At 36.6% G+C, this 26,522-nt stretch carries 31 protein-coding genes; 4 read left to right on the top strand and 27 right to left on the bottom strand.

Going from position 1 to position 26,522, the window contains the following annotated elements; all coding sequences use genetic code 11:
* Positions 1-34: 34 nt before the first annotated feature.
* Entirely contained in the window at positions 35-1,375 is a 1,341-nt protein-coding gene (locus tag BTR42_RS03535; RefSeq protein WP_009853670.1) for an Nramp family divalent metal transporter, read from the top strand.
* A 66-nt stretch (positions 1,376-1,441) separates the two neighbouring features.
* Here BTR42_RS03535 and trpA read toward each other — a convergent pair whose 3' ends face one another.
* The 13 genes from trpA to BTR42_RS03470 all read right to left on the bottom strand — a co-directional run bounded on the left by trpA (position 1,442) and on the right by BTR42_RS03470 (position 15,858).
* Entirely contained in the window at positions 1,442-2,224 is a 783-nt protein-coding gene (gene trpA / locus BTR42_RS03530) for a tryptophan synthase subunit alpha (protein ID WP_077496444.1), read from the bottom strand.
* A 3-nt stretch (positions 2,225-2,227) separates the two neighbouring features.
* The gene (trpB, locus tag BTR42_RS03525; protein ID WP_061458945.1) at positions 2,228-3,430 is read right to left on the bottom strand and encodes a tryptophan synthase subunit beta; all 1,203 of its coding nucleotides are present in this window, start codon (positions 3,428-3,430) and stop codon (positions 2,228-2,230) included.
* The gene (locus BTR42_RS03520) at positions 3,427-4,008 is read right to left on the bottom strand and encodes a phosphoribosylanthranilate isomerase (RefSeq protein ID WP_009853667.1); all 582 of its coding nucleotides are present in this window, start codon (positions 4,006-4,008) and stop codon (positions 3,427-3,429) included. The genes trpB and BTR42_RS03520 overlap by 4 nt, the downstream gene beginning before the upstream one ends.
* Complete coding sequence (trpC, locus tag BTR42_RS03515) at positions 3,995-4,762, bottom strand: indole-3-glycerol phosphate synthase TrpC (protein ID WP_009853666.1); 768 nt, start codon at positions 4,760-4,762, stop codon at positions 3,995-3,997. Before trpC ends, BTR42_RS03520 begins: the two co-directional genes overlap by 14 nt.
* On the bottom strand, positions 4,759-5,763 hold the full coding sequence (trpD, locus tag BTR42_RS03510; RefSeq protein WP_077496442.1) for an anthranilate phosphoribosyltransferase: 1,005 nt from the start codon (positions 5,761-5,763) through the stop codon (positions 4,759-4,761). The genes trpC and trpD overlap by 4 nt, the downstream gene beginning before the upstream one ends.
* 14 nt (positions 5,764-5,777) lie before the next feature.
* Positions 5,778-6,347 (bottom strand): aminodeoxychorismate/anthranilate synthase component II, encoded by a 570-nt coding sequence (locus BTR42_RS03505; protein WP_009853664.1) that lies wholly within the window; start codon positions 6,345-6,347, stop codon positions 5,778-5,780.
* Positions 6,344-7,699 carry an anthranilate synthase component I gene (gene trpE, locus BTR42_RS03500; RefSeq protein WP_009853663.1) on the bottom strand — a complete coding sequence of 452 codons (1,356 nt, stop codon included), beginning with the start codon at positions 7,697-7,699 and terminating at the stop codon, positions 6,344-6,346. Before trpE ends, BTR42_RS03505 begins: the two co-directional genes overlap by 4 nt.
* 13 nt (positions 7,700-7,712) lie before the next feature.
* Positions 7,713-8,000: a chorismate mutase gene (locus BTR42_RS03495; protein WP_043878524.1), complete on the bottom strand. Its 288-nt coding sequence runs from the start codon at positions 7,998-8,000 to the stop codon at positions 7,713-7,715.
* A 698-nt stretch (positions 8,001-8,698) separates the two neighbouring features.
* Positions 8,699-9,862 carry a permease gene (locus BTR42_RS03490; protein WP_077496440.1) on the bottom strand — a complete coding sequence of 388 codons (1,164 nt, stop codon included), beginning with the start codon at positions 9,860-9,862 and terminating at the stop codon, positions 8,699-8,701.
* A gap of 158 nt (positions 9,863-10,020) precedes the next feature.
* Positions 10,021-10,770 (bottom strand): TraX family protein, encoded by a 750-nt coding sequence (locus BTR42_RS03485; RefSeq protein WP_077496438.1) that lies wholly within the window; start codon positions 10,768-10,770, stop codon positions 10,021-10,023.
* 49 nt (positions 10,771-10,819) lie between these two features.
* On the bottom strand, positions 10,820-11,125 hold the full coding sequence (locus tag BTR42_RS03480) for a DUF2089 family protein (protein ID WP_012961603.1): 306 nt from the start codon (positions 11,123-11,125) through the stop codon (positions 10,820-10,822).
* A gap of 132 nt (positions 11,126-11,257) precedes the next feature.
* Positions 11,258-11,575, bottom strand: coding sequence for a hypothetical protein (locus BTR42_RS03475; protein ID WP_013642795.1), 318 nt, complete (start codon positions 11,573-11,575; stop codon positions 11,258-11,260).
* Between the two features lie 917 nt (positions 11,576-12,492).
* Entirely contained in the window at positions 12,493-15,858 is a 3,366-nt protein-coding gene (locus tag BTR42_RS03470) for a Cna B-type domain-containing protein (protein ID WP_077496436.1), read from the bottom strand.
* Positions 15,859-16,045: 187 nt separating this feature from the next.
* Here BTR42_RS03470 and BTR42_RS03465 point away from each other — a divergent pair, with 187 nt between their 5' ends.
* The 3 genes from BTR42_RS03465 to BTR42_RS12965 are packed head-to-tail and all read left to right on the top strand — an operon-like array spanning position 16,046 to position 17,101.
* The gene (locus tag BTR42_RS03465) at positions 16,046-16,651 is read left to right on the top strand and encodes a TetR/AcrR family transcriptional regulator (protein WP_077496434.1); all 606 of its coding nucleotides are present in this window, start codon (positions 16,046-16,048) and stop codon (positions 16,649-16,651) included.
* Positions 16,641-16,832, top strand: coding sequence for a hypothetical protein (locus tag BTR42_RS03460; RefSeq protein WP_077496432.1), 192 nt, complete (start codon positions 16,641-16,643; stop codon positions 16,830-16,832). Before BTR42_RS03465 ends, BTR42_RS03460 begins: the two co-directional genes overlap by 11 nt.
* 11 nt (positions 16,833-16,843) lie before the next feature.
* Positions 16,844-17,101, top strand: coding sequence for a GNAT family N-acetyltransferase (locus tag BTR42_RS12965; RefSeq protein ID WP_077496430.1), 258 nt, complete (start codon positions 16,844-16,846; stop codon positions 17,099-17,101).
* Positions 17,102-17,160: 59 nt separating this feature from the next.
* On the opposite strand, the gene BTR42_RS03450 is transcribed toward BTR42_RS12965, so the two are convergent.
* From BTR42_RS03450 to BTR42_RS03385, 14 genes are all read right to left on the bottom strand, one after another.
* Positions 17,161-17,850 carry a CPBP family intramembrane glutamic endopeptidase gene (locus BTR42_RS03450; RefSeq protein WP_077496428.1) on the bottom strand — a complete coding sequence of 230 codons (690 nt, stop codon included), beginning with the start codon at positions 17,848-17,850 and terminating at the stop codon, positions 17,161-17,163.
* Between the two features lie 133 nt (positions 17,851-17,983).
* Positions 17,984-18,373, bottom strand: a complete 390-nt coding sequence (locus BTR42_RS03445) for a hypothetical protein (protein WP_237394388.1) — start codon at positions 18,371-18,373, stop codon at positions 17,984-17,986.
* 155 nt (positions 18,374-18,528) lie between these two features.
* Entirely contained in the window at positions 18,529-19,290 is a 762-nt protein-coding gene (locus tag BTR42_RS03440; RefSeq protein ID WP_013642787.1) for a hypothetical protein, read from the bottom strand.
* A complete protein-coding gene (locus BTR42_RS03435) occupies positions 19,244-19,705 on the bottom strand; it encodes a DUF5085 family protein (RefSeq protein WP_013642786.1) in 462 nt (153 codons plus the stop codon). Before BTR42_RS03435 ends, BTR42_RS03440 begins: the two co-directional genes overlap by 47 nt.
* Position 19,706: 1 nt before the next feature.
* Positions 19,707-20,135 (bottom strand): hypothetical protein, encoded by a 429-nt coding sequence (locus BTR42_RS03430; protein WP_013642785.1) that lies wholly within the window; start codon positions 20,133-20,135, stop codon positions 19,707-19,709.
* A 14-nt stretch (positions 20,136-20,149) separates the two neighbouring features.
* Complete coding sequence (locus BTR42_RS03425) at positions 20,150-20,881, bottom strand: hypothetical protein (RefSeq protein ID WP_077496426.1); 732 nt, start codon at positions 20,879-20,881, stop codon at positions 20,150-20,152.
* A 1-nt stretch (position 20,882) separates the two neighbouring features.
* Complete coding sequence (locus tag BTR42_RS03420) at positions 20,883-21,833, bottom strand: hypothetical protein (RefSeq protein ID WP_077497998.1); 951 nt, start codon at positions 21,831-21,833, stop codon at positions 20,883-20,885.
* Between the two features lie 112 nt (positions 21,834-21,945).
* Positions 21,946-22,401, bottom strand: coding sequence for a DUF5085 family protein (locus BTR42_RS03415; protein WP_013642781.1), 456 nt, complete (start codon positions 22,399-22,401; stop codon positions 21,946-21,948).
* The gene (locus tag BTR42_RS03410) at positions 22,401-22,859 is read right to left on the bottom strand and encodes a hypothetical protein (RefSeq protein ID WP_013642780.1); all 459 of its coding nucleotides are present in this window, start codon (positions 22,857-22,859) and stop codon (positions 22,401-22,403) included. The genes BTR42_RS03415 and BTR42_RS03410 overlap by 1 nt, the downstream gene beginning before the upstream one ends.
* 10 nt (positions 22,860-22,869) lie before the next feature.
* Positions 22,870-23,601, bottom strand: a complete 732-nt coding sequence (locus BTR42_RS03405) for a hypothetical protein (protein WP_013642779.1) — start codon at positions 23,599-23,601, stop codon at positions 22,870-22,872.
* Positions 23,598-25,142: a T7SS effector LXG polymorphic toxin gene (locus BTR42_RS03400; RefSeq protein ID WP_077496424.1), complete on the bottom strand. Its 1,545-nt coding sequence runs from the start codon at positions 25,140-25,142 to the stop codon at positions 23,598-23,600. Before BTR42_RS03400 ends, BTR42_RS03405 begins: the two co-directional genes overlap by 4 nt.
* Positions 25,132-25,794 carry a DUF4176 domain-containing protein gene (locus BTR42_RS03395; RefSeq protein ID WP_077496422.1) on the bottom strand — a complete coding sequence of 221 codons (663 nt, stop codon included), beginning with the start codon at positions 25,792-25,794 and terminating at the stop codon, positions 25,132-25,134. Before BTR42_RS03395 ends, BTR42_RS03400 begins: the two co-directional genes overlap by 11 nt.
* Complete coding sequence (locus BTR42_RS03390; RefSeq protein ID WP_012961587.1) at positions 25,794-26,075, bottom strand: hypothetical protein; 282 nt, start codon at positions 26,073-26,075, stop codon at positions 25,794-25,796. Before BTR42_RS03390 ends, BTR42_RS03395 begins: the two co-directional genes overlap by 1 nt.
* Positions 26,076-26,086: 11 nt before the next feature.
* A complete protein-coding gene (locus tag BTR42_RS03385) occupies positions 26,087-26,503 on the bottom strand; it encodes a DUF5082 family protein (RefSeq protein WP_012961586.1) in 417 nt (138 codons plus the stop codon).
* Positions 26,504-26,522 lie beyond the last annotated feature (19 nt).

The following is a 26,522-nucleotide window of genomic DNA, read 5'->3' as shown; positions in this document are numbered from 1 at the left end:
GCATTAATAAGAGATTTAGAAAAGAGGTAGTGCCTTGGAAACTTCTACACATTACCAAAAATCACTCAGTGAAGTTAATCAAAGTATTGCTGTCCCAAAAAATGCCTCATTTTGGCGTACCCTTAGAGCCTTTATTGGACCAGGAGCTCTGGTTGCCGTTGGTTATATGGATCCTGGTAACTGGATTACTAGCGTAGTCGGTGGAGCAACTTATAAATACCTGCTTTTGTCTGTTATCCTTGTTTCATCTTTGATTGCGATGCAGTTGCAACAAATGGCTGGAAAATTAGGTATCGTGACCAAATTGGATTTGGCTCAAGCAACAGCTGCACATTTGCCAAAGAAGCTCCGCTACTTACTTTTTATTGTGATTGAATTAGCATTAATGGCGACAGATTTGGCTGAAGTCATTGGTTCGGGAATCGCTCTTCATTTACTTTTTGGTTGGTCTTTGTTATTCTCGATTTTCATCACGATTTTAGATGTCTTTATTCTCTTATCTTTGATGAAATTGGGATTCCGTAAAATTGAGGCTATCGTATCGACCTTGATTGCAACGATTTTGATTATTTTCCTTTACTTGGTCATCTTATCAAAGCCAAGTCTTTCAGGAATTTTGCACGGCTATCTCCCTAATGCGTCGATTTTAGATTTAAAACAAAGTGGCGTTAATAGTAAATTGACATTAGCTTTGGGGATTATTGGGGCGACAGTTATGCCACATAATCTTTATCTCCATTCTTCTATCTCACAAACTCGAAAAGTTAATTATAAGAGTCAAGATTCCATTAAACAAGCTGTGCGTTTCATGACTTGGGATTCCAATATTCAACTCTCGCTTGCTTTTGTGGTTAATTCCCTATTGCTCATTTTAGGAGCTTCACTCTTTTATGGGCATGCTAGTGAAATCAACGCATTTTCACAAATGTATGACGCTCTTCAAAATTCTGAAATTGCAGGTAGTGTTGCTAGTGCTGCTCTATCAACTTTATTTGCTATCGCTTTGCTTGCTAGTGGGCAAAATTCAACCATTACAGGCACGCTAACTGGACAAATTGTCATGGAAGGCTTTTTGAAACTCCATTTGCCACAATGGGTTATCCGTTTGGTGACACGTTTGGCTGCTCTTGCTCCCGTTATGATTGTGGCTGTGCTCTATGGTAGTCGCGAAAGTGTCCTTGACCAACTCATTGTTTACTCACAAGTTTTTCTCTCGGTAGCTTTGCCATTTTCAATCTTTCCATTGGTTTATTTCACATCAAACCGCAAACTTATGGGAGAATTTGTCAATGCCAAATGGAACACTATTCTCGGCTATCTCGTCGCTATTGTATTAACACTGCTCAATTTAAAACTCATCATTGATTTGTTCTAAATAAAATAAATTAAAAACAGAGACTCCACATCAAAGGAATCTCTGTTTTTTTTTGCTGAAATGAGTTTATTTTTGATAATTTGAGCCGTATTTGACGAAGTCAGCAACATCATCTGTTTTTCCTTCGTGTAAGTCTCTAACAATTTTCGTTCCGACAATAACACCGTCTGATACTTTGTTAAAGCGCTCAATGTCCGCTGGAGTTGAGACACCAAAACCTGTTAAAACAGGAATGTCTGCAATGGTTTTAAGATTGGTCAAATGTTTATCCAAATCATCACGATAATTGCCAGTTTTACCAGTAACACCGTTAATAGCAACGGCATAGATAAAGCCTTCAGCATCTTTACATAACGTTTTTTGACGTTCAATACCTGTTGTCAGACTAACGAGTGGCACAAGCGCAATATCTGTGTCGGTAAGATATGGTTTTACCATATTTTCGTGTTCGTGTGGTAAATCAGGAATAATCAACCCTTTAACAGACGTATTTTTCAAGTCAGCAATAAATTTCTCAATGCCGTATTGATAGACAGGATTGATGTAAGTCATGATGACCAAAGGAACTGTCGTTTGTTTTTCTTGTAATTTTTGAACAATCGCTGTTAAATTCACACCGTTAGCCAAGCTTCTTTGCCCTGCCAATTCAATGACTGGTCCGTCAGCAACGGGGTCTGACCATGGAATGCCCACTTCAATAGCAGAAGCTCCGCTATTTTCCAAAAAAGTAATGGTGTCAAACAAACCGTCTAAAGCTTTTTCGTGGTCTCCTGCCATAATGTATGGCACAAAAATTCCTTTACCGCTTGCTCCAATGTTTTCAAGATGTTTTGTGAGTGTCTTAGTCATAGTCTATTTCCCTTCTGCTTCCAAACGTTCTTTTACTTGCACAACATCCTTATCACCACGTCCAGATAGACAAACAATGATTGATTTATCTGGTCCTAATTCCTTAGCCACTTTTTGAGTCAAAGCAATGGCATGACTTGATTCGAGAGCTGGAATAATCCCTTCCAAACGTGATAGAAGCATGAATGCTTCAAGTGCTTCATCATCGGTAATAGAATCGTATGTTGCACGACCAATGTCTTTGAAATGGCAATGTTCTGGACCAACGCCTGGATAATCAAGACCAGCTGAGATTGAGAAAGCTTCCATGATTTGTCCATGACGGTCTTGCAAAACATTCATCAAAGCACCATGCAAAATACCTATACGTCCTTTGGCAAATGTTGCAGCGTGTTCTTCAGTATCAAGTCCATGTCCTGCTGCTTCAGCACCGTAAAGAGCAACTGATTCATCTTCGACAAATGGATAGAAAAGACCAATCGCATTTGAACCACCGCCAACACAGGCTAGGACAGCATCAGGCAATTTTCCTCCTGAAATCTCTGCATATTGTTTCTTTGCTTCTTGACCGATAACAGATTGGAAGTCACGAACCATTTCAGGGAAAGGTGCAGGTCCGAGAGCTGACCCCATGATATAGTGTGTATCTTCGATATTAGCTACCCACGCGCGAAGGGCTGCATTTACGGCATCTTTCAAAACGCGTGAACCATCAGTTACAGAAAAGACTTTAGCGCCTAGCAATTCCATACGGAAAACATTGAGTGCTTGGCGTTTCACGTCCTCTTCACCCATATAAATCGTACATTCCATGTCAAAAAGTGCAGCTGCTGTTGCTGTTGCAACCCCGTGTTGACCAGCACCCGTTTCGGCAATAATTTTCTTTTTACCCATTCGTTTAGCAAGAAGAACTTGACCGAGGGCGTTATTAATTTTATGAGCACCTGTGTGGTTAAGGTCTTCACGTTTGAGGTAAATTTTCGCACCGCCGATATGTTTTGTTAAACGCTCTGCATAATAAAGCGGTGTTTCACGACCGACATAATTTTTCAAAAGCGCATCGAGTTCTTCTTGAAAGCTTGGGTCTGCCTTAGCTTCGCGGTAAGCTTCATCAAGTTCGATAACCGCAGTCATCAGTGTTTCGGGAACAAATTGTCCACCAAATTTTCCGTAAAATCCATTAGTATCTGGTTGGTTATAGCTCATTTTTTCACACTTTCTATAAATTTTGCAATCTTCAATAAATCTTTTTCACCATCCGTCTCAACACCAGAAGAAACGTCAACAGCGTAAGGATGAAAGAAAGTTATGGCCTGCTGGACATTATCGACAGTTAATCCGCCTGCTAAAAAATATGGCTTCGTGATTTTCTTATCTTTTAACAATTCCCAATTAAATGTCTTGCCCGAACCAGCCAAGGGGGCGTCAAATAATAAATAATCCGCTTGACTATCAATTTCTTCCAGTGCTTTTTGGACAGGAATGGCACGAATACTTGGAACATCAATTTTCTTAAAGAGCTCTTCTTCAAAATCTCCATGGATTTGTACAAAATCAAGAGGCACTTTAGTAATCGCTTCTTGAAGTTCCACCAATGTTGGACTTACAAAAACACCCACTTTCTGGACAGTTTCTGGAATAAACTGTGCTAAATAGTTAGCTTGTTTTATGCCAACTTGCCGCTTACTTTTGGCAAAGACAAAACCGATATAATCTGCTCCGCTTTTGACTGCCTGTTCAACGGCTGCTTGTGTTGAAAGCCCGCAAATTTTAACCTTTGTCAATTTGCAACTCCTTCACTTTTTCAGAAACATTATCTGCTTTCATCAATGCCGTGCCAACTAAGATGCCATTGAAAAATGGGGCAACCAAGGCAGCGTCGTCTTTGGTGAAAATAGCTGATTCTGAAATATAAACTGGCATTTCTTTGAAATGCGCTGATAATTCTAAGCTGGTATTAATATCTGTTTCAAAAGTCACTAAATTACGGTTATTAACGCCGATAATTTTAGCACCAATGCGATGTGCGACTTCCAATTCAGGTAAATTATGCGTTTCGAGTAAAACTTCTAGTCCTAACCCTGTCGCAAAATCATAAAGCTCTTTCAAACGAGCTTCTGGCAAAGCTGCCACAATCAACAAAATCACTGTTGCTCCTGCATTACGACTACGAATGATTTGTTTTTCATCAATAATGAAATCTTTGGCAAGTGTTGGAATACTCACTTGACTAGAAATCTGACGGAGGTAATCAATGTCACCTTTAAAGAAGAAAGGGTCTGTCAGCACCGAAATCATTGCCGCACCGCTATCTTGATAAGTTTTAGCTTGTTTGACAATGTCAACATCAAGGTTAATGTCACCAAGGCTAGGACTAGCTTTTTTGACTTCAGCAATCACTTGAAGTTTCTTGGCATTATTTTTGAGATAGTCATACAGCTTGTAAGTCTCACGAAGTGGTTGTAAGGATTCCGTTTCTAACTCTTCCACTTCTTTTGCTTTTTGCTTCAAGATAGTTGGGAGAAATTCTTTACTCATATTTGCACCTCTTGTAATTGGCGAAGCTTAGCAAGGGCTGAACCGTCTGCAATCAACTGACGAGCAAGGGCAACACCCTCTTCTAAACTATCCACTTTTCCATTAGCATAAAAGCCAAGTCCAGCATTCAATACCGTTGTTTCAAGGTAAGGGCTAGGTTCATTTTGAAGAACACTCAGCAAAATCTCTGCATTTTGCTTGGCATCTCCACCAACAATATCATCAAGTTCAACTTTTGGCATTTCAAGGTCTTGATAAGTAAACTGATGTTGGCTAATCTTGCCATTATCTAAAAGCGTATAGGTATTGGTACCATATAGCGCTGCTTCATCCATGTTATTTGGACCAGTAATGATAATGGCACGTTTACGACCGAGTTTTTGCATAACTTGCGCAGCCGTTTCTTGCAAATCTGCACGATACAAACCCATTAATTGAGTTTCAAGGTCAAGTGGATTTGCCAAAGGTCCAACAATATTCATAATCGTTGGGATTCCTAGAACCTGACGAGCTGGACCAATAAAACGCATAGCAGGAAGCATGGTTTGCGCAAAGATAAAGGCAACGCCAACTTCGTCTAGTGCTTTAGAAAGCGTCTCTGGTGAGGCTGTGATATTGATTCCCAATTCTTCAAGGACATCGGCAGAACCTGATTTTGATGAAACCGAACGATTTCCAAACTTAGCCATGCGGATACCACCTGCTGCTAGGATAAAACAAGCTGTTGTTGAAATGTTAAAACTGTAAGATTGGTCACCACCTGTGCCACAATTACACATGGCGTCGTCAAATACTTGCGGTAAATCGACCGCATGACTTTTAAGCGCACGCACAATTCCAGTAATTTCAGAAGGCATTTCTCCCTTAACCTTAAGCCCCATGAGAAAAGCTGCAATCTCGCTTTCTGAGACATCATTATTTAAAATGCCATCAAAAAGTGCCTCAACTTGTTCTTCGGATAAATCTTCTCTGTTAGCAATTTGATTAAAAAGTTCTTTCATTGTTTTTCCTCACTTTATTTCTCAACAACCAATCGCACAAAGTTTTCAATCATTTGAAGCCCGTCTGGTGAGCCAATACTTTCTGGGTGAAATTGAAGCCCATAGATTGGCAAGTTCTTGTGTTGAATTGCCATAATTTCTTGGTCGTCCGTTGTTTTTGCCACGACCTCAAACTCTTCTGGCATCTCCGTCACAACAATCGAATGATAACGCATGATTGGTAATTCATTTGCTAGATTTGAAAAAACAGGTGATTCTGCCAAGAGCTCAATATCGCTTTGCTTGCCATGCATGACATTTTTAGCCAAGCCGAGCTTTCCACCAAAGGTTTCAGCAATCGCTTGATGCCCAAGACAAATTCCTAAAATAGGTTTCTTTCCAGCAAATAAACGAATCATTTCTTCCAATTTTCCAGCATCAGCTGGCCAACCAGGACCTGGTGATAAAACAAGCGCATCAGCTGTTTGAGCAGCTGCTTCCAATGCCGCATCATCATTTCGCAACACTTGAACGTCTGAAAAAGTTCCCAAATATTGTGCTAGGTTATAGGTAAAAGAATCATAATTATCAATTAGTAAAATCATTGGCTATCCCCTATTCGTGTCATTGCTTTAGCTTTATTAATCGTTTCGTAAAATTCATTTTCTGCTACGCTATCATAAACAATTCCTGCTCCTGCTTGCACGTAAGCTTTTTGATTTTTGAGAATCATTGTCCGAATCGCAATGGCAAAATCCATGTCACCAGTTGCCGAAAGATAACCAATCGCTCCCGCATAAACGCCACGCTTTTCTTCTTCCAATTCGTAAATACGTTTCATAGCACGAATTTTCGGCGCGCCTGATACAGTACCAGCTGGTAAAGTCGTTTTCAAAGCATCAATACTTTGCACATCTGGTAGCAATTGCCCCTTAACCACGCTCGTCAAATGCATGACATAACGGAAATACTCAACTTCCATGTATTTCGTCACCTTGACCGTACCGTTTTGAGAAATTCTTCCAATATCATTTCGTCCTAAATCCACTAGCATACGGTGCTCAGCTGTTTCTTTGATGTCAGCTTGCAAGTCTTTAGCTAGCGCAGCATCTTCAGCATCGTTTGCCCCTCTTGGACGTGTGCCTGCAATCGGATTTGTAGTGACTTCGCCATTTTTCACAGAAACCAAACTTTCTGGGCTTGCGCCAATAATCTGATAATCGCCAAAATCATAGAAATAGAGATAATTTGACGGATTTGTCACGCGCAAATTGCGATAGTAATCAAGCGGGTCACCCTCAAACGGGCTTGAGAAACGTTGACTAAGCACGCATTGGAACATATCTCCCTCACGAATCAGTTTCTTAGCCGTGTCAACCATCTGTTCAAATTTTTCTTTTTCAATATGGTGCTTGAAGGTTAAAGAATGTAATTCCTGTGGAGAAAATTCATTTGGCGCTTGTGTTTGCAAATCTTTGACGACCTTACCAAGCGCTTGACGTGTCGCATCATTGTCACGATGACTGTAAATATTATCTTCAACCACGTAAACTTTTTCTGTCTTATGATCAAAAATCAAATAAGACTCGTAAACAAAGAAATGCATATCTGGCGTTCCAATAGTATCTTCAGGAATGTCTCCGATATTTTCATAAAGGCTAATCATGTCATAACCGACAAAACCAATCGCACCGCCACCAAAAGGCAGATCAGTAGCTTCTCCTTTGACCGTTACGTGATTAAGATAATCAAGTGGGTCACCAGTAATGACTTGACCATTTTCGGTTAACTCGCCATTTTCATATTTGATTTCAAAAACGGGATTATAAGCCACGATTGAAAAACGCGCATTTTCTTTTTCTCGTGGAATTGATTCAAGAATAACCTTATGCTCACCTTGAACTCGCATATAAGCAAGAATAGGTGTTAAAGTATCAGCAGTTAAAATTTTTCGCATAAAAAACTCTTTTCTATTTTTTTGACTGACTATTTACTTCTGTCTCTAACGCTATAAACGCTCCAATCATCGTTCGCCAGATAGCTTCTGCAACGCGAGGAGATAAATTTGCTGCTCGTGCACGCTCGCAACAATTTCTAATGACTTCTTCAACACGTTCTTGTGCATTTACCGCTTGAAGGTCATTTTTAGGTTTTAAGAGTCCCGCTTCTTCAACTAAGCGCTGTCGCTTAGCTAAATATGTGATTAAGTGTTCGTCTATCTTATCTATTTCTTGACGAACTGTTGCTAAATCTCTCATTACCTCTCCTCCATTTTTAAACAAAAAACCTCACACAGAAAAAAACTTCTGTGTGAGGGCGTCTAAAGCTAGTTAGCGCGGTGCCACCTCATTTAACGAAAAATAAGTTTCGTCATCTCTATCTCCTCCAACAAGGAGCTGCACGATAAGGGGTGCCCACCTGAAGCGTACCACTAATTCTCAACTCATCAGCGTTTGCTTCACTTTGTTTTTAAGAAATCTTTTCGCAGTTTGCTACCTAACTCACTTATGCTAAACAAAAAACCTCACACAGAAAAAACTTCTGTGTGAGGACGTCTAATCTATTAGCGCGGTGCCACCTCATTTTAACGGAAAATCATACTCCGTCATCTCTATCTCCTCTAGCAAGGAGCTGCACGATAAGGGGTGCTCACCTGAAAACTATTTCTTATCTTCAACAATATACCATCAGCCCAATTTCACAACCACCTGCTACCCGTTCACAGCAACCACGGGCTCCCTGTAAGCAAATCCTTGTTACTTTCTGATTGATTAACATTATACCCACCGTTTTTCTCCTTGTCAAGCATTTTTTGCGAATTTTCTAAAAAATACAACATTTTTCACCAAAATGTACGTTTTTAGCCACTAAAAAGAGCTTTAATGTGAAAAAATATCTCTAAACCACTAGTCATCCGTATTTTCAGACTAAAAGCTTAGAGATGATGTTAAAAAGATTAAAATGATTCAAGCGTAACAGTCATGACTTTCTTTTCTGGAACGAGTAGGCGTTCTAAATGATTGATGAGCCTAATCAACCACGTAAATGCTAACAAGAAAGCACTCATTTCAAATGCTGTTAAGGACAAGTAATGGATAACTTCAAAAGCTACCTCTAGCCCAACCAACATGCCGCCAATCACATATGACATTACCAGAAAATCTCGGGTCACATTTGGCAAAAGCCATTTGACACTAATAATCAAGGCAATGATAATGAAAACCAAGTAACCAGCAACACGAGTGTGCAAAAGATGTGAGCTGGCATTATTTGGAAAATAGCCAACAGCGCCCAAATCAAGCCCTAGCACGGTTAGCATCACACGCATCAGTCGTAATTTCCAATTTCTGCCGTATTTTTCACCGAGAGCGACAAAAAGGTAATCAACCAAGGCAACTAAAATCAGCGCCGACAACATTAAGGTCAAATTGAATTGCCAACTGTCTTTAGCTTCTTTTGTTCCTAAAAAACTAAGATTAAAGTGCCACCATTGCAATGAACTATTGGTTGCCATGGAAATAAAGACGCCGCTAATCATAATAACCGTAAATACTGTCGTCAACCAAGTCGCTCTAATCTGCTCTGCTATTTGCCCCCAAAGCGCGCTTACAGCATAAATCGAAACTCCTAAAATCAAGGTAGCTGTTAATTTATCAAAAGACGCTCCTGTAAAAATCTGCTCCAGCAGCCAGCCAAAGCCTAATAAAGCTAACAATAAAATAACCGTAAAGGACATGATGATGACGGGAAGCATCCGCCAGAAAACACGCGCTTTCAGCCCACCCAGAAACAGATGACGGTTGAGAATGAAGGTAATGGTGAAAATTGCCATTCCAAGCACCCCACCAAAGCCAATCAAAAAGGTGATAATCGAGTAGTCGCCAACCAATAAAATCTGGCTCCTATTTTGCATAGAACTAATGGCAAAAAAGACCACACTCAGCAAAACAGTCGCAATAATTAATACCCAACTCGAAAGGGTACGCCGTTCAGGCTCTTCTTCTCTTTGCAGCACTAATTTATCAGCGTATAACTCGGCTTCCAGCTCCTGCCCACTAGCAAGATTCAACTGGTCAATAATGTCTTTGTTTAAAACAATATGCAATCTTTCTTTGTTCATATCATCATTATACCATCTAACATGTTTTTTCAAAACAGCTTATTCTCAGGGGAAAATATATTTTTAGACCGACGAAAATTGCCTTTCCACGATAATCAATTTTGATTGCATAAACAAAGAGGCTACGCACTTTTGCCTCAACCTCTTCTAAAATAATCTCACTTTATAACGACACTTATAATGGCTAAAATCCATAAATGCAAAGGATAGAAAACATAGAAGAACCATTTTTGATAAGGTCTTGATTGCCCTTTTTCACCATTATAGAGGTACATAAAAGGAATCACTAAAAATCCCATCCAGTCCGAATTCACACAGAACATCTCAAAACCTTGTTTTATGGCTAAACTCAAGCCACCATAAAGCGTAAAGAAAAGAATAAAGCAATAAAGGAAATAAACCACCGCTTGTTTTGTTTTTTGATGATAAAACAAATACGTGATAAAAACAAATGGAATAATGGATAAACCACCTTCACTTATTACCATGCCCACAGCAGCAAGTGCTACCGCACCCAAATTTAGCAAAATTTTTTTATTTCCTTTTGCTTTCTTAGCTGTATCAATCAGCCATATCACACTAAATGATATCGCTAAGGTCAGAAAGATATTGTCAGAAATACCATTTTCTTTCAACAAAGCCAGTGAAATAAAGTCACCAATCTGCATCAAAACAGCAGCTATCCACAACCTTTTGCAATATTCTTTTCGAGAGTGGGTATGAAAGAATCCCTCAACCATCAACCAAGCAAATAAAGGAGCAACAAATCGAGTTAATAAATGAATAATGCTTGGCAAACCAGCAAAACGAAGATAAATATTATCAAAGACCATAAAAATAGTCGCAAGAGCTTTTAACTGATTTCGATTCAACTTGAATTTTTTCCATACCGCTTCTCCTATTTTCATTATATCAAAAGGAATCCTTAGATATAAACCACTTTCGGTTGACAGTGTGTCACCATAAATACCGTCGTTCTTTCCTATAAGAAAGTATCAACTCTCTAGCCGTGTCATAGCTCATCTTACCATCCAAAGCTAACTGCCTAATCAACTGAATATAATTATCATCTTCAACCATACCATCACCTGATACTTTTTGAATCAATTTATCTAGCCTTAATCGAACAGTCGGATAAGAAATATCATAGTAGCTCGCCATTTCCTTTAATGAACCTGAGCTTATAATAAATTGCCTAATGAAATCAAGGTCTTTCTCGGTCAGCACCGCTAACCACGGTGGCAATTGATTATTATTTGTCATACCCTCACCTTCCCTAGTAACCGTATACCTTAACGATATTAAAATTATTATTTAAATATCGTTTCATAAGAAATAGCATAAAAAATCATCAAATAGTTTAACAATGTATACTTTTTGATAACTCACAAAAAATTATTTATCATTTTTTCTAAAAAATCCCCAAATGACTAAGGTACATATAATAATTCCAAGAATAGCAGGCTTAATAATTAATAAACCACTACTGCCACCAAAAATAACACTATGTATAACTTTTAATATTGCACTAATGATGATAACAACTAGCAACCATTTCCACGTTGTATAAATTAAGAAAATAAAGAAATGTATAACAGCAGTTACCACAAAAATTTTATCCAAATTCCACCCTGCTGTTAAATAGTTTCGTTCAAAATTTAAAAATTCTATAACACTATCATCTATCTCATCAGGTCTTGCAAACCAAAACATACTTGTAAACAGATAAAAATTGAACCAAAGATAACTGTATAAGATTTTCTTAGTGCACCTATCATAATAGGGATAATAAACAGCGGTCTAATATACCAACTCAAAATATTCTGATGACGTGTAAAGGACCATTCAAAAAAATTATCATTGGTAAAAAATAAAAATATAGTGATACAAGTTGCTAAAACAAACGAAGTAGCAAATATCTTATCATACTTCCTGAACACAGATATTTCCCCATCACTTCTAAATTAGTAAAGTCACTTGTATTACCAAATACGAGAGGACGTATGAAAAGCTAACATACCACTAGCAATTCTACTATTAAAGGAAAAGAATAATTAAACTGATTAATAATGCAAAGTATTCTGCTAGCAAGCTAAAACATAAACAGCATTTATGAGTTTGTTAGTCTTTCATATCGTTTCCCATCCCCCATAATTTTATTTTATCACAGAAAATTATGAAATATAATCATTATAAATTCACACTATGTAAACCTTTTTTATTGATTATAAAAAGAAAAAATCTTTAGTAAAGATTTAAAACTGAAAAGAAAGTCTTTCTTGATATTTTCCTTAGCTTCCTTGCTTTTCAATTTCTAGGTTCAGACCTCAAAGCATCTACTGGATGCTTTAAGTCATCGTAAGTCTAATAATACAGTGGTCTGTTAGAAGAATCAAAGGAGTTCTTAAAGCTTCCGAGATGTAGGAGATGTAGGAGATACTTCGTTTCTCTTATCCGCAACCTTAAACAATTTCCAAAATTGTTTAAGCAGCGCAAAGTATCATTTGGTTAAAGTCCAAACCACTGTATCTTGTAAATTATAACTACATAAACAAAGAAACTGAGAATTTTATCTCAGCCTCTAGGTGTTAAAGTGTTAAAAGTGTATATTATTTGAGTTAAAAAGTTTCCTAAGCCTTTTTAACTTTGTGATAAACCAATCCAGCAAGGAGCGCAATAACAAGCACTAAGCCAAGAATTGTCAATCCCAAGCCACTACGGCTTCCTGTTGACGGGAGAAGAGCTGCAATGATGTTTTTATCTTGCTCTTTATCAGATTTTTTATTTGACTGACTTGGTGTTGTTGGCTCATCTGATGATGGTGTTTCTGGTGTCGTTGGCGTATGCGTATTTGTGATGGTCACATTACCATTTTCAACCTCACCAACTGTTGCGGTATAACCATCAACAGCTGAAACTTCTTCAACAGTATAAGTAATAGTTTTCTTATTGGCTTTTTCCGCAAGACCTGTCCATGTATAAGTCCAATTGTCAGCTGCTGTCAAGGTAATGACATCACCTGATTTTTCACCGTTTGCGTACAATTGTACTTGGATAGCGTCTGGACGGATACCATCTTGGTCATTGTTATCATCCCAAACTTTTGTAACTGTAATGCTTGTTTCACCCGGGGTGTAACTGTTAGTGATATTGTAACCATCATAAGTTGTTGTATAGTCAGCTACAGTATCTTCTGTCACCGTATAAGTGATTTCGTTACCATTGTCATATTTAGGTAAGTCTGTAAATGAATAGCTCCAATTATCATCCGCTGTCACTGTCTTAGTATCAACAACTGTACCATTAGCTAGTAGGTTCACAGTAATGGAATCTGGACGTTTACCATCTTGGTCATCATTATCATCCCACGTTTTCGTGCCTGAAACTTCGGTAGTTTCTGGGGTGTGCGTATTGGTAATAGTTGTACCGTCTACAGATGACGTATAGCCATCTGGTGTTGTTGCTTCATCAACCGTATAAACAATCTCATTACCATTGTCATACTTAGGTAAATCAGTAAAGGCATAGTTCCAATCATTATCGGCTGTTACCGTTTGACTAGCCACTACTTCACCATTTGCCAAAAGGTTAATAATAATCGAATCTGGACGAAGTCCATCTTGGTCGTTATTATCATCCCAGACCTTAGTTCCTGACACTTCTGTTGTTTCTGGAGTGTGGGTATTGGTAATAGTTGTGCCGTCTACAGATGACGTATAACCTTCTGGAGTATTGACTTCTTCAACGGTATAAGTAACTTTTTCACCATTACTGTATTCTGCTAAATCGGTAAAGGTATAAGTCCAATCACCATCAGCATTTGGTGTCACATCCACTGTATCAACCACTTCGCCATTAGCCAAAAGGTTAATGGTTACTGAAGTCGGACGAAGACCATCTTGGTCATCATTGTCATTCCAGACTTTATCAACTTTAAGAGATGTTGTGCTTGGATTATGCACATTTGTAATCGTAACATTTCCGTTTTCAACCACACCTGTAGTTGTTGCATAACCATCTACAGCTGACACTTCTTCAACAGTATAAGTAATGTCTTGTTTGTTTGCTTTTTCCGCAAGACCTGTCCATGTATAGGTCCAATTTTCAGCTGCTGTCAAGGTAATCGCGTCACCTGATTTTTCACCGTCTGCGTACAATTGCACTTGGATAGCGTCTGGACGGATACCATCTTGGTCATTATTATCATCCCAAGCTTTTGTGACTGTAATGCTTGTTTCACCCGGGGTGTAACTGTTAGTGATATTGTAACCATCATAAGTTGTTGTGTAATCAGCTACAGCATCTTCTGTCACCGTATAAGTGATTTCATTACCGTTAGCATATTTAGGTAAATCGGTAAATACATAGCTCCAATTACTGTCGGCTGTCACTGTCTTAGTGTCAACAACTGTACCATTAGCTAAAAGGTTAACGGTAATCGAATCTGGACGTTTACCATCTTGGTCATCATTGTCAGCCCACGTTTTCGTGCCTGAAACTTCTGTTGTTTCTGGGGTATGGGTATTCGTAATATTATAGCCATCTACAACTGTTGTATAACCATCTACCATTTCCTCTGAAACTGTGTAAGCAATTTCATTACCATCAGCATCATATTGCTCTAAATCAGAGAAAGCATATGTCCAATTGTCATCCGCTGTTACTGTCTTAGTGTCAACGACTGTGCCATTGGCTAGTAGGTTAACGATAATCGAATCTGGACGTTTACCATCTTGGTCATTGTTGTCATCCCATGTTTTAGTTCCCGTCACCTCAACAGTTGCTTTTTTATCGGTTACTGTGACCGTTGAATTATCAGCTTCTGCTGTAACTGGGTCTGCAATAGCATAACCTGTCGGTGCTTTGGTTTCTGTGATAATATAATTATCTTTTAACAATCCACTGATTGTCGCAGTACCATCTGAACCAGTCGTAATAGTCCCAACAACTTGTCCAGTTGATTCACGTGTTACTGTAAACTCAGCTCCAGCAAGCGCTTCGCCAGCTTCATTCACTTTTTGAACGGTTAAACTATAGTTATAACCGCTCGCTGTGCCAGAAGCCCCTTGATACGTAAAAGTATTATCAGCATTATTTAGTGCAGTATTTTCAGAATAATAAGTCGCCGAATTACTAAGTTGCTCACCGTTAATAAGAGTATAGTTAGCTTTAACTCTATATCTAATCATATACCCTTTAGAAATTGTTCCAAGATTAATTGAAAAAGAGGTATTATCAGCAGAAAGCTCAATATTATAATTGCTAGTAACATTCGTTGAACCACCTAGCGCCCAATAATTTTGAGCATTTTTATACCAAGTCCCTTCAAATATTTCAAAACTTCCATCTACATATTCCAATCCAGCAGAATTAATCGTATCAGAAATAACGACATTAGATACAGTAGCTGCAGATGTATTGACATTAATCAAGTACATGACTTCGTCATCACTATAACTGACTCCATATTTCCAAAAGTCAATATCATCGCTATCACCGGTACTAACAGTATAATTAATACCACCACTACTAATCGTAATAGTCGTTGTTCCATTTATCGTTACTGTTGCTGGTACTGTTGTCGCCTCTGTTACAACTGTTCTATCCACAACAACATTCATTGAGAGATGTCCTGTAACATCATCATGCGTATCAACATAATCCGTATAAGTTAATGTCAATGTTTTAGTTGTGGTATCAATGACCGCAGTTGCTACCACTGTTGTACCATCTGAAGCATAAACGTTAAATGTTTGATTGCGTTGAAAATTTAATTCATCTGGTAATGAAATAACCGTTGTATCTCCAGATTTTGCTGAATTTGGCACTGCAAAGTCAAACGAAAATTCCGTAGAAGTTCCTCCATTAATGGCATTCGTAGATAGCGAAGTATTACTAACAGTAATATCTACGGTATCAGCAAATGCTACTCTAGCAGAGAAAATACTACTACAAAGTAATAGTAGGGCAATGAGTATCTTCCTTAGCTTAGCCATTTGTCTCCTCCTTAAAATAACCTTAAAATATATACAAAATAATTTTAATATACAAATTAAAAAATGAAAAGAATTATAAATTTACACAGTGTAAATTTATTTTTTTATCTTTATTTTAATTTGATTATCTTTAAGTTCTAAGTTATAATTTATGCAAACGTTTTATTCATCATTTAAAGGAGTTTCTATGGCAAAGTGCACCCGTGAAAGAATTATCAATGCTTTCTTTGAGTTGGCTATAAACAATCCCGAAAAAACTACTTTTACCATGTCAGAAATTGCTCGCCAAGCTGGCCTGACGCGTCAAGCTATATATCGGAAACATTTTCGAAGTCTTCAAGAGATTATCGATTACGTACATACTCTGATTGATAAGCAGATTCATCAAGTTTATAGTGATTATGATATGACGACAGACGGCAACCCATTTAACTACGTGGCTGATAATGTCCTTCCTGTCATTTACGAGGGAAGAACGTGGATTACTTGTCTATACACTTCTGCGATTGACTCTTCTTTTGAGCAATTTATTGTCTCTACTTATACCAAATGGGGCATGGAAAACGTCCATCCACAAAGTGAGAAATTCCACTTACCAGACGATGTTTTAACCCAATTAATCGTCGAACAGACCATGGTCATTATCAAAAATTGGATTATCCAAGAAAATCCCACACCACCTGATGAATTTAAAGACGATTTTCTAAGGCTCATCAATGCTCCACTTTCTACCTATCTGAATGTTGACGACAATAAAACTTCAAATCAGAAAGAGGTTAATCATGCAAATTAGAGCTTTTAAATCAGAACATGCTCCTCAAATTTTAGCTTTATCTTCACGTTTTAACGAGATAGACTTTTTAACCTATCGCGACCGTGATGTTATGACTCAAAAGCAATTAGAACTTGCACAAAAATCGATAGCAAGCAACGCTTCTAATATTTTTGTCGCGGAATCAAACGGGCATTTTTAGGCTACTTAGAAATGAGTAGCCTAAAAAATTATTTCACTCAAAAAAAGTTGCTTACATTGAAGCTATCGCTGTGCTTTCAACCGCAAAAAAGTCAGGGAGTTGGGCAACTATTGATGACAAAAGCAGAAGATTGGTGTAGAGAACAGCATTGCACAGAACTTGTTTTAGACGTTTTTAGCGCTAATCAAAAAGCCATTTCCTTTTATGAAAGGTTAGGCTTTAACAAAGAAATTACCAAAATGGTTAAGTCTGTCACTCCAAAATCCTAACACTTTTTAAGCATAAGAAAATCCTTTGGAAGCATTTCAAAGGATTTTTATTTAATATATTAAACGAATGGTAAGAGCAAAAATAGGACTGCCCCTGGAATATTATTGAGAATGTGCACCAACATCGAATCTTTGATATTGCCACGACGACGATAAGCAAGGTAAAAAGCACTTCCCATGCCAAAGTAAAGGATGAATTCAAGAATAGTCGTTGCGTGTGGTAGCGCAAAAATGGCTGTTGTGACGACACCTGTTACCCAAGTTAATTTTCCGTTAAACAGAAGGTAGGTTGGAAAAGCACGATAAGCCATTTCCTCGATAATGGGACCAAAAATACCAATTAATAAACAATATAACACAGTGTAGAAAAAGAAACCACCACTAAAGTAAGTGGCCACACTCATTAGAGATTCATCATTTGCTGTCGAAGACGCTCCTGTTAAGGCAGTGATAATCACCGTTCCTCCAGCGGCAATAATACGTGCGGCCAACCAGTAAAGCACAACAAAGCCGAAATCTTTAAGCTTAATTGGCTGTTTAAATAAGTTTTCCTTATCATGTGCAGACAACTTTTTCCAAAGGAAAAAAATAACCGCTAGGATAAAGATCACATAAGCAATTCCTAACAACCATTTAATCGGAGTTGACAAGTCATTTTGAACCCACAACAACACTATCGGAATAGAGTTGCAGGTAAGAGACAAACAAATAATCCCTAAAACTTTGAGAACATTGAGAAAAATTTTCATAAGCACCCACTTTCTGTATAAGCAGAAAAACACAGGAAACCGTAAATTTAACTTTTCCGTATTATATCATTAATACAATAACTATATCATATTGCTTCCAAACGGTCAACCAAAACATAGGAATAGCTTGAGGTTATGAGGAGAGTGTGTGTTTTTTCAAATATTTTTTACCGTACCATTCCTCAACGGATTTCCCTTCATATTTACGATATAGTTCGGGATATTTAAGTTTGTAGTAGGCTGGAAGAAAGTGAGACAGCTCTACGAATATAAATAATACTAAAAATGCAAGATTACCGACTGGCCAGACTAAAGAAAATAGAAAATACTCTAATCTTTCGGCAATATTTACTGAGAATAACTTCGTTATTATATTTATAATAACACCTATACCTAATATTCCCATACCATAAATAGATATTTTTTTTACAATTCTTTCCATAGCAGAAATCGGATTATCTTCACCATATAATATACGCTTAAGTCGTCTTAACTGTGTATTTACCATTACATACCCTGCCATAATAACTAATATAAAGAGAAATAAAACTCCCCAGACAGTAAAAGTAGGAGTATATACTGAAAGAAAGAACAAATTCATTTCTATAAACAGCCAAATCATATTGGCAAAGATACGAAAATTATAATGATAGCGTACATTCTGCCTAATGAATTTTCTTAAAGCTCATCAATCTCTTCTGGATGTTGTTTGGCATAAAGCGCCGCATAAAAAGCGTCTACTACCAAAGCTGGAAAAACAAGTGAAAATAGTATTCCGATAACAAGCCCAAATACATTCTCCAAGTAACCTGTTAAAAGTGGTGGAACAAAAACAACTAAACCGAAGATAAGCAAAAAATTACTTGAGAATAACTTATTATCCTCACTATTAAATTTCGATTCCTTTTCACGATAAGCACCATTTGTTAGACGGTCACGTCTGTAAAAGTACGGATAGACAAAGAATGTCATGATGAGAGAAATAAGTGTTATTAGTAGTGCGTTTCCCATAACAAAAAGGTTACTTGAGAAAAAATTACCTGTACCTTCTGCCGATGTTGCCAGAATAAATCCCATATAATTTAAAGAAAATAAAAGATTTACAAAGTTAATAATTAACAAAATGTAGGTAAAAACTTGATGTTTCACAATAATGGAATCAAAAAAAGAATATACTATAGATAATATGTCTATGCACAACCAAATCAAGAACACTCGCTTAACGAATTCTGAATCTACATCATACCCCATTAAAGAATTAAAAATATAAAAAAGACTTGAAAATATCAAATTCAACCATGGAACTATTTTAATATGCCCTAATTCCACACCATTTGTAATTAATGGACCGTGATAACGTTCTAAAATAATTTCTTCCTGTTGTTTTTTAACTCTACTCAAAACGAACACCGATTCTAATGTCTGTATAAACAGTTCCATTAATCTTTGAAGACATGAAAAAGATTGGCGAAGCTTCTTGGCACTTATCTTCTAATAACATTGCTTGCAGCCTATCCAAAGCCTTATCAAAATCTTCAGGTTTTGTACTCGAAATGCGAACACCATACATGGTGGGAATTGAAAAATAGCTATTAAATTCTGCTAATTCAACCTCTTCTCCTAAATAGTCTTCATTCACAGGCAGATAAACCGTGATATCTAACACACCATCATGTCCTTCTACTTGTGGTGTTGAATAAAATAGGTCAGTCTTTAGTGTGTAACCAGCAGTCGTGATACTATCTAAAGCATCTTTAAAAGCAATACCTATCTTATCTACCTCAACGGTATAATTAATACTCCAAACGTTAGATAACGTTATCGTTTGATTACGTCCTTCTAAAAACTCTGTCATCTCACTTCTCCTCTGGAATAATAATATCTGCAAATAATTGTCCATAAACAGGCGTAATAATCAAAAAGAGTTTATCAGGAATAACTAATCCTTCTTCTCTCATATAATCTTTCATACTATTTAAATGTTCATCAAGCCCTTCCTCAAAAGGTACACGCTTACGAACACCTTTAATTTCTAAGCTCGGTACATAAGTAAAATCTTCCGTTGAAGTAACCTCTGTATTAATTGGAATATAAACACCATATGTTTGTTTTTCTTCTTGAAATTGTGAAGGGGTAATTTCAAAGAATGTCGGTCCGTCCTTATAAATTCCAAATTCAAATGGCAGATATTCTGTATATTCAAATAAAGCAGGCAATTGTTCTACCTCAATACGAACCGTCTTTTTTATCAAATGTGTCTGTTTAATAATAGTTTTTTCAATCATTTTAACTCCCCTTTTTATTTAAATCTCTCTTTATCAAAATGTTTTTCCTGTAACATATCACCTAATGCATCTACTGCTTGATTTTGAACCTTTGAAGCGACTGCTAAGTCAGCCTTGTGGCGGAGTGGGTAGAGAATAATAAACCATCCAGAAATTATCGAAAAAGAAAATACTGAATTTAATCCCCAGACTAAATAAACAAAGTAATAATCTGAAATAAATTCAGCCATTAGAATTGCTGGTATCCCCATAATCAAAAGAGGGGTACACATTAAATAGGCTAACCTTCTTCTTGTTTTTTCTGAACAAATTTCTCCGTTATTTTTTACAATGCTGTATGCTAAAATAAATTCCCACATTATAGGATATAAGATAATTGAAGTTTCTTGAAAAATAATAAAGTTCAAATTACCATCACTCCAAGCAGCTGATGATGAAATGGGTGAGGTAAATAGATAATAAGCAAACATCAGACCAGTTGAAATCCCAACAAGAAATTGATTATCATGAAAAAAATCCCAAATAGTTAAAAAGAAGGATGTCACCCAAATAATAATACCCAAATAAAAAATCATTTTATTTAATACCATTGGAAGTTCAGAGTCATTCATAGTGGCATAAAACATAAAAAATACAATAGGATATAAAATAAATAATCCTGATAAATTTCCTGAACGGGATACTCCACTCTTAACATTTCCTTCATGATACTTCAACAATATTTTAAAACGCTCAATTAGTCCCATATTACCATCCCTTCAGTCCTTTTACAAAATCACCACACCCTTTAATAAAAGAGTTAGCCGTAGATTTTACATTCTTGGTTAGATTAGTACTCTTATCAAATTTATCAATCAAATACGCTGCCCCAGCTCCTGCTGCCACAGCTACTATACCAGTAAGTAACACTGGTGCTCCAACTGTAAGACCAAACGTTGTTGCAAGAGCTCCAATTCCCGCCTCTGCAAGTGTCGCTCCTGCTGTAGCTGCTGCTGTACTTGCGACACCTTTAACAGTTGCTTTAGCTGCGTCCACGGCAAAACCTGTCGCTACACTAGCTGAAACTTCCGCACCTTGTAATCCTTGCTTCTTAGCTTGGGTTTTATTTTTACTAACATTGTCAAAAGTCTCAGCTACACCATCAATTACATTAAGGACTGCCACACCTTTAGTAAATTTTGAGCCTGTTTTTAGAGCTGTTACAACATTTGATTCTTTAAATGCTGTTTTTACTCCCTTAGTGATTTGACCAGTTTTTTTAGTAGCCTTAGCCACATTTTTTAGTGTTTTGACATAAAATGCTTCTTCTGCTTCAGAAATCAAATTAGATTTTGTGCCTTTCAGAACACCTTTAGCAATTTCTTTTGCCTTACTGATTTCTTTTGAATAGTCCGTTTCACCTAGCGTTTTCATCAGATTTTCAAAACTCTTAGTCACTGTTTTATTGCCATGATATTGAACAATACTATGTGACTTTTTCTTTTTAAGAGTTTTGCTTGTTCCAAAAATAAAGTCTAGAGCATGATCAACGGTTTTCTCAGATTTTTTGATGATTGTATTTCCCATCCAATCTTTTGAAAAACGATGTTCTGCATAAGCTGATGTTGCCCATTTTTTAGCTTTTTTGTAATATTTTCTTCCAACCAAATAAGGTGTTGTAACGCTAGCAACAGTCACTTCCAGTCTTGTCTGCTCCATCATATACCCACTATACTTGGAATCATACAAATTCTTAGCAAGAGCATTATTCTGTTACTAAAATTATCCAAAGTAAACCTTTAAATAAAAAGGGCACAAGTGTGCCACTTAATTAATACGCATACCCAACTAAAATAATGACTTTTTCTGCCCCATCATCTGGTAAAACATGATAAAACGGAGTGTTCAATTCTCGGTCATTTTGTTCCAATGTCCACAATAATCGCGCATATGCTTCTTTAGTTAATTCCTCATAATCACGGTCAATTGCTGTTAAAATAATATTATCAATTTCAAAATAAGATGAAAATCTCATTCCTTCAATCTCAATATAATCCTCTTCAACAGGCAAGAAAAATTCAATATCCATATTACCATCTTCTGGAACGTTGTTTAAGCTATAAACAAGCGGTCCTGATGGATGTGCGCCAGCCGTTTCTACCGCAGTTAAAAAAGTATCCAATTCTTCTTTTAATTCTGTGATATGAAAAGTCTTTCGTTTCCTAAGGACGTTTTGTGCTTGAAAAGCATCTTGAACAGTAACTCCCTCAGCTACAGTATATTCCATTAGTCTACCTCCAAATCACTGTATACATCAACCATCAACTCATCATCTGAAGAAAGTGATAAAACATGATAAACCGCTAAACGTTCATGTTCATCTTCTGAATATTTGGAAACTAAATAAGTATAATAATCAGCCAACTCTTCTGCACTAATCTGCGCAAAGTCTTTGCTGTCAATCAATAGATTTTCTTTAAATAATAGTTGAGGTTCTTTACCTGTTGGATTAATCGCATTGCCAAATGTTGTAAATATTTCAATATCACTCTTGCTACTTGATAAAGGGTAGAACTTAAAATAAACTGGTCCGTCTGAATAAATCACATCCAGCATATCTCCGATAAATTCTTGACAAGACGTATAGGCTTCTGCACACATTTCTTCTAAAATAAATTCTTCAGGCAAACTTGCTTCGAAGCCAACGATTTGAACGAGACTTAATTTTTTCGATTTAATATCCATTTTTTCTCTCCTAAAGCTCATCAATCTCTTCTGGATGTTGTTTAGCATAAAGCGCCGCATAAAAAGCGTCTACTACCAAAGCTGGAATAACAAGTGTAAAAAGAATTCCTCCAACAAAACCAAAAACATTTTCCAGATACCCTGTTAAAAACGGTGGAACAAAAACAACTAAACCGAAAATAATCAAAAAATTACTTGAGAATAACTTATTATCCTCACTATTAAATTTCGATTCTTTTTCTCGGTATGCACCATTTGTACGACGATCTCGTCTGTAAAAATAGGGATAGACAAAGAAAACCATAATAACAAAAAGAGCAATCATAGGAATGACATAAAATAACGTTAGCGAAGAATCGTATAAGGTACTGGCACCAAAAGCCTCTTTAGAGGGAATAAACATCATTAAAGTTAAAAAATTTAACCAAATTACCATGGTAACAAAATTTAACATTAGCAAAAAATAGGTTAAGACCTTATATCTTATAATAATAAAATTAAAAAATGAATACAAAATACTAAATAAGTTGATAAGTGTACAGATTAAAAAAATTCCCTTCAATAATCCCAAATTATCCCCATAACCCGCTATAAAATATAACAATAAGTCAAATATCAAATTTAACCACGGGACAATTTTTATATACCCTAGTTCCACACCATTCGTGATTAAAGGTCCATGATAACGTTCTAAAATATCCTCTTCTTGATTTTTTTTTGATTGTTTTTTTAATTTACTCATAATCCAAATTTCCCTGCTAATCCTTTCAAGCCACTCTTGGCAACTCCCGTTAATGATTTATTTCCCAATATTTCTAAATTCGTATTCATGAATTCAGATACTGCAATTCCAACTATTGCTCCTGCCACAGTTCCCAATGGTCCACCTACTAACGTTCCTATTGCAGCACCTGTAGCTGCTGCACTTGAGCTTGATACAACATCGACTGTAGTGTCTACTGCAAAATTTCTGACTTTTTCTTTTGTAGATGATCTTCTATCGTCAATAAAGTCAGTTTTGATGTTAGAACCAATCGTCATTACCGTCCCTGCAAAGCCTAAAACTTTTCCTGCTTTAGAGAAATTAGAAGCCTCTTTAAACCCTTTAAATTCATTAAGCGGGTTAATTGTTGATTTAAAATTATCTTTTAAACCAGATTTAAAAGCTTCTTTCCCTGAAGTTCCGACACCTTTCCAGTCTATTCCTACTTTTCCATTTGCCTTAAGTTTTCGACCATTATAAAGTGTTGTCTTTTTAAATGAAAAATCCTCGCCAACAGTCTTTTTATATTCTTTAGTACCTTTGGAATAAAGGTGAACTGTTTTTGTTTTACCTTTGCTTGGCTTTTTATACAAGAAACGTTCGCCAACTTTCACACGACCTTTTGAATCGACCGTGAGTTCACGACCACCAATAAATTTCTTCTGCTTCAAAGCTTTATCAGTTGCATCCAAAATTTTTACAACTTTTTTCCCCTTACCTATCGATTTCTTAGTCGAAGTAATCAATATGCCAGCTTTTACTTCTAAACCACTTGTTTCCAACATATACCCACTATACTTGGAATCATACAAATTCTTAGCAAGAGCATTTTTAAGTTGGTCTCTTCTAGCCTTGCCGTTAACAACTGACTTGACCTCTTTGACCTCAGCTTTAAAGGTGCTATCTTTGTAAAAATCTTTGGCTTTCTTACTTGTATATGAGCTACTTCCTAAATCTGACAAGCTACTGAGTTGCGTATTCTGCTCCTCTAGAATATCCCCTGCTTCACTTGTAAGGACTGTGCTATTGAAAATCCCCATATCCTTAATCGTGTTGGTCAGGACTTTCTTAGCACTCTTAAACTCTGAAATCGCATCAGCAGTTGTCACTTTGGTTAATGAAACAATGTCAGCAACCTCGTCAATTGCTTTATTAATCTCATCAGAGCAAGTCTTTAATTGTTCTAAGGGGGAATCAAATTTGTCCACCATTTGTTGTAAGATATCCGTGTCAATAATGGCACTATCGCTCGTTTCACTAACGGTTTCTTTAAAGGTACTAATCAGATTATCATACCCTTGTGAGATAACCGCTAAGCTATTCACGTAGTTGGTCAATAAAGGCACTTGATAGTTGGTGATTTTGTTATCAATAGCCTCCTTAACATTCCCTTGAAGTGCGTCTGAATCAGCTGTGCTTTTTAGCTTGCGACTAGCACTTTCCAACTGACTTTTAGCGCTACTAATGGAACTGGCAAGGCTCTCCTTTTGCGACAAGACCTCGCTCATCTTAATCTTCATAACTCTCTCCCTTTGGATACATCACTGAAAAAATCTTATCATAATAGTAAGCACGACGTAACTCTTCATCACAATAATGTTTATCACGCACATCTGTATAACCTTCAGAAATGACACGTTTGATAAAAAGATGACTAAGCAATAATGGGTGTGCCTCAAAATCAAACCCATAAGGCCAAATATAACCAACATAGTCGACATAGGATGTTTGATTATTTATCAAGACACGACGTCCCGAAATAACAACATTAAAATCCATGTTTTCTCTAGCAAATGCTGCTACCAAATCATCTGGTAAAAGCTCTTTATCAAGCTCTACAATGCTACCTACTGGATAAATTTTTCCAAACAATAAATCTACATAAGACAAGTAACTTTGAAAAATAGGTAACTCCAAAATCAACTGCTTATCTGATTGGTAAATTGTCACCTGCCCCAATGTATAATCAAATATAAAATCATAAGGAGCTCCAATGACAGGATGATAATGATACTCTTTTTCCTCATCCAAATAAGCCAATTGACAAGCTTTAAAAATATCTGGATGTCCAGAAAATACCAATGCTAGATTTTCTAAGAAAACTGTATCCTCATCAGTTATCGGTAAATTTTCTAAAGCCTTTCTAAGTAAAGTTAGCCATTCATTTTGCATTATTTGCCTCCTTTACTACGTGTGTTCTTAGCTTCATTTGAATCATCATCAGATTTATTTTTACCAGCTTTATACATTTTCTCCGCGTCGGTTTTTGTATAAGTTTTTAGCTTCTTAATAGATTTATTAAACTTATCAATGATACTACTGAATTCTGTAAATGGTTTTAAAGTTGTTTCGGTAAACGTTAGTGATTTGATTTTACTAATATTACTTGTCGATGATGATACACCATCAGTCAAACTTTTCCATTCTTCTAAATCTACTCCTGTCTTTGCCATAAAATCTCCCTTTACATACTACCTGCTGCCATACGATCATACATTAAAGCTTGTTGGTCCCAACTATTAATTTGTGACGTTAAACTTGTAATTTTACTTTCTAGTTCAGCGATTTTATTATTAATAGTTGTTACATTCTGATTTTCAGTTGTTTTGTAGGTTGATAATTTTTGAAGTGCTGATGACATTTTTCCTTGATATTTTGTTTGACGAGCACCACTAAATTCTCCCGTATTGACATTATTTAAATTTGACAATGTTGATTTTTGACTAGATACTTGGCTTAGTTTACTAGTAATTTTTGATTTTGCTGTCTCTAATTTTTCCTTTTTATCTATAGCAGCTTGGCGATTTGAGCGTAAAGCTTTACTATGATTACGACAAGTTCTAGCACAACCTCGGTAATATTTTACTTCCTTACTTCCCACAACATTCTCCCATATTAAA

The sequence above is a fragment of the Streptococcus gallolyticus subsp. gallolyticus DSM 16831 genome (genome assembly GCF_002000985.1).
Classification (GTDB): Bacteria; Bacillota; Bacilli; order Lactobacillales; family Streptococcaceae; genus Streptococcus; species Streptococcus gallolyticus.
This window is presented reverse-complemented; position numbering and strand designations above follow the sequence as displayed.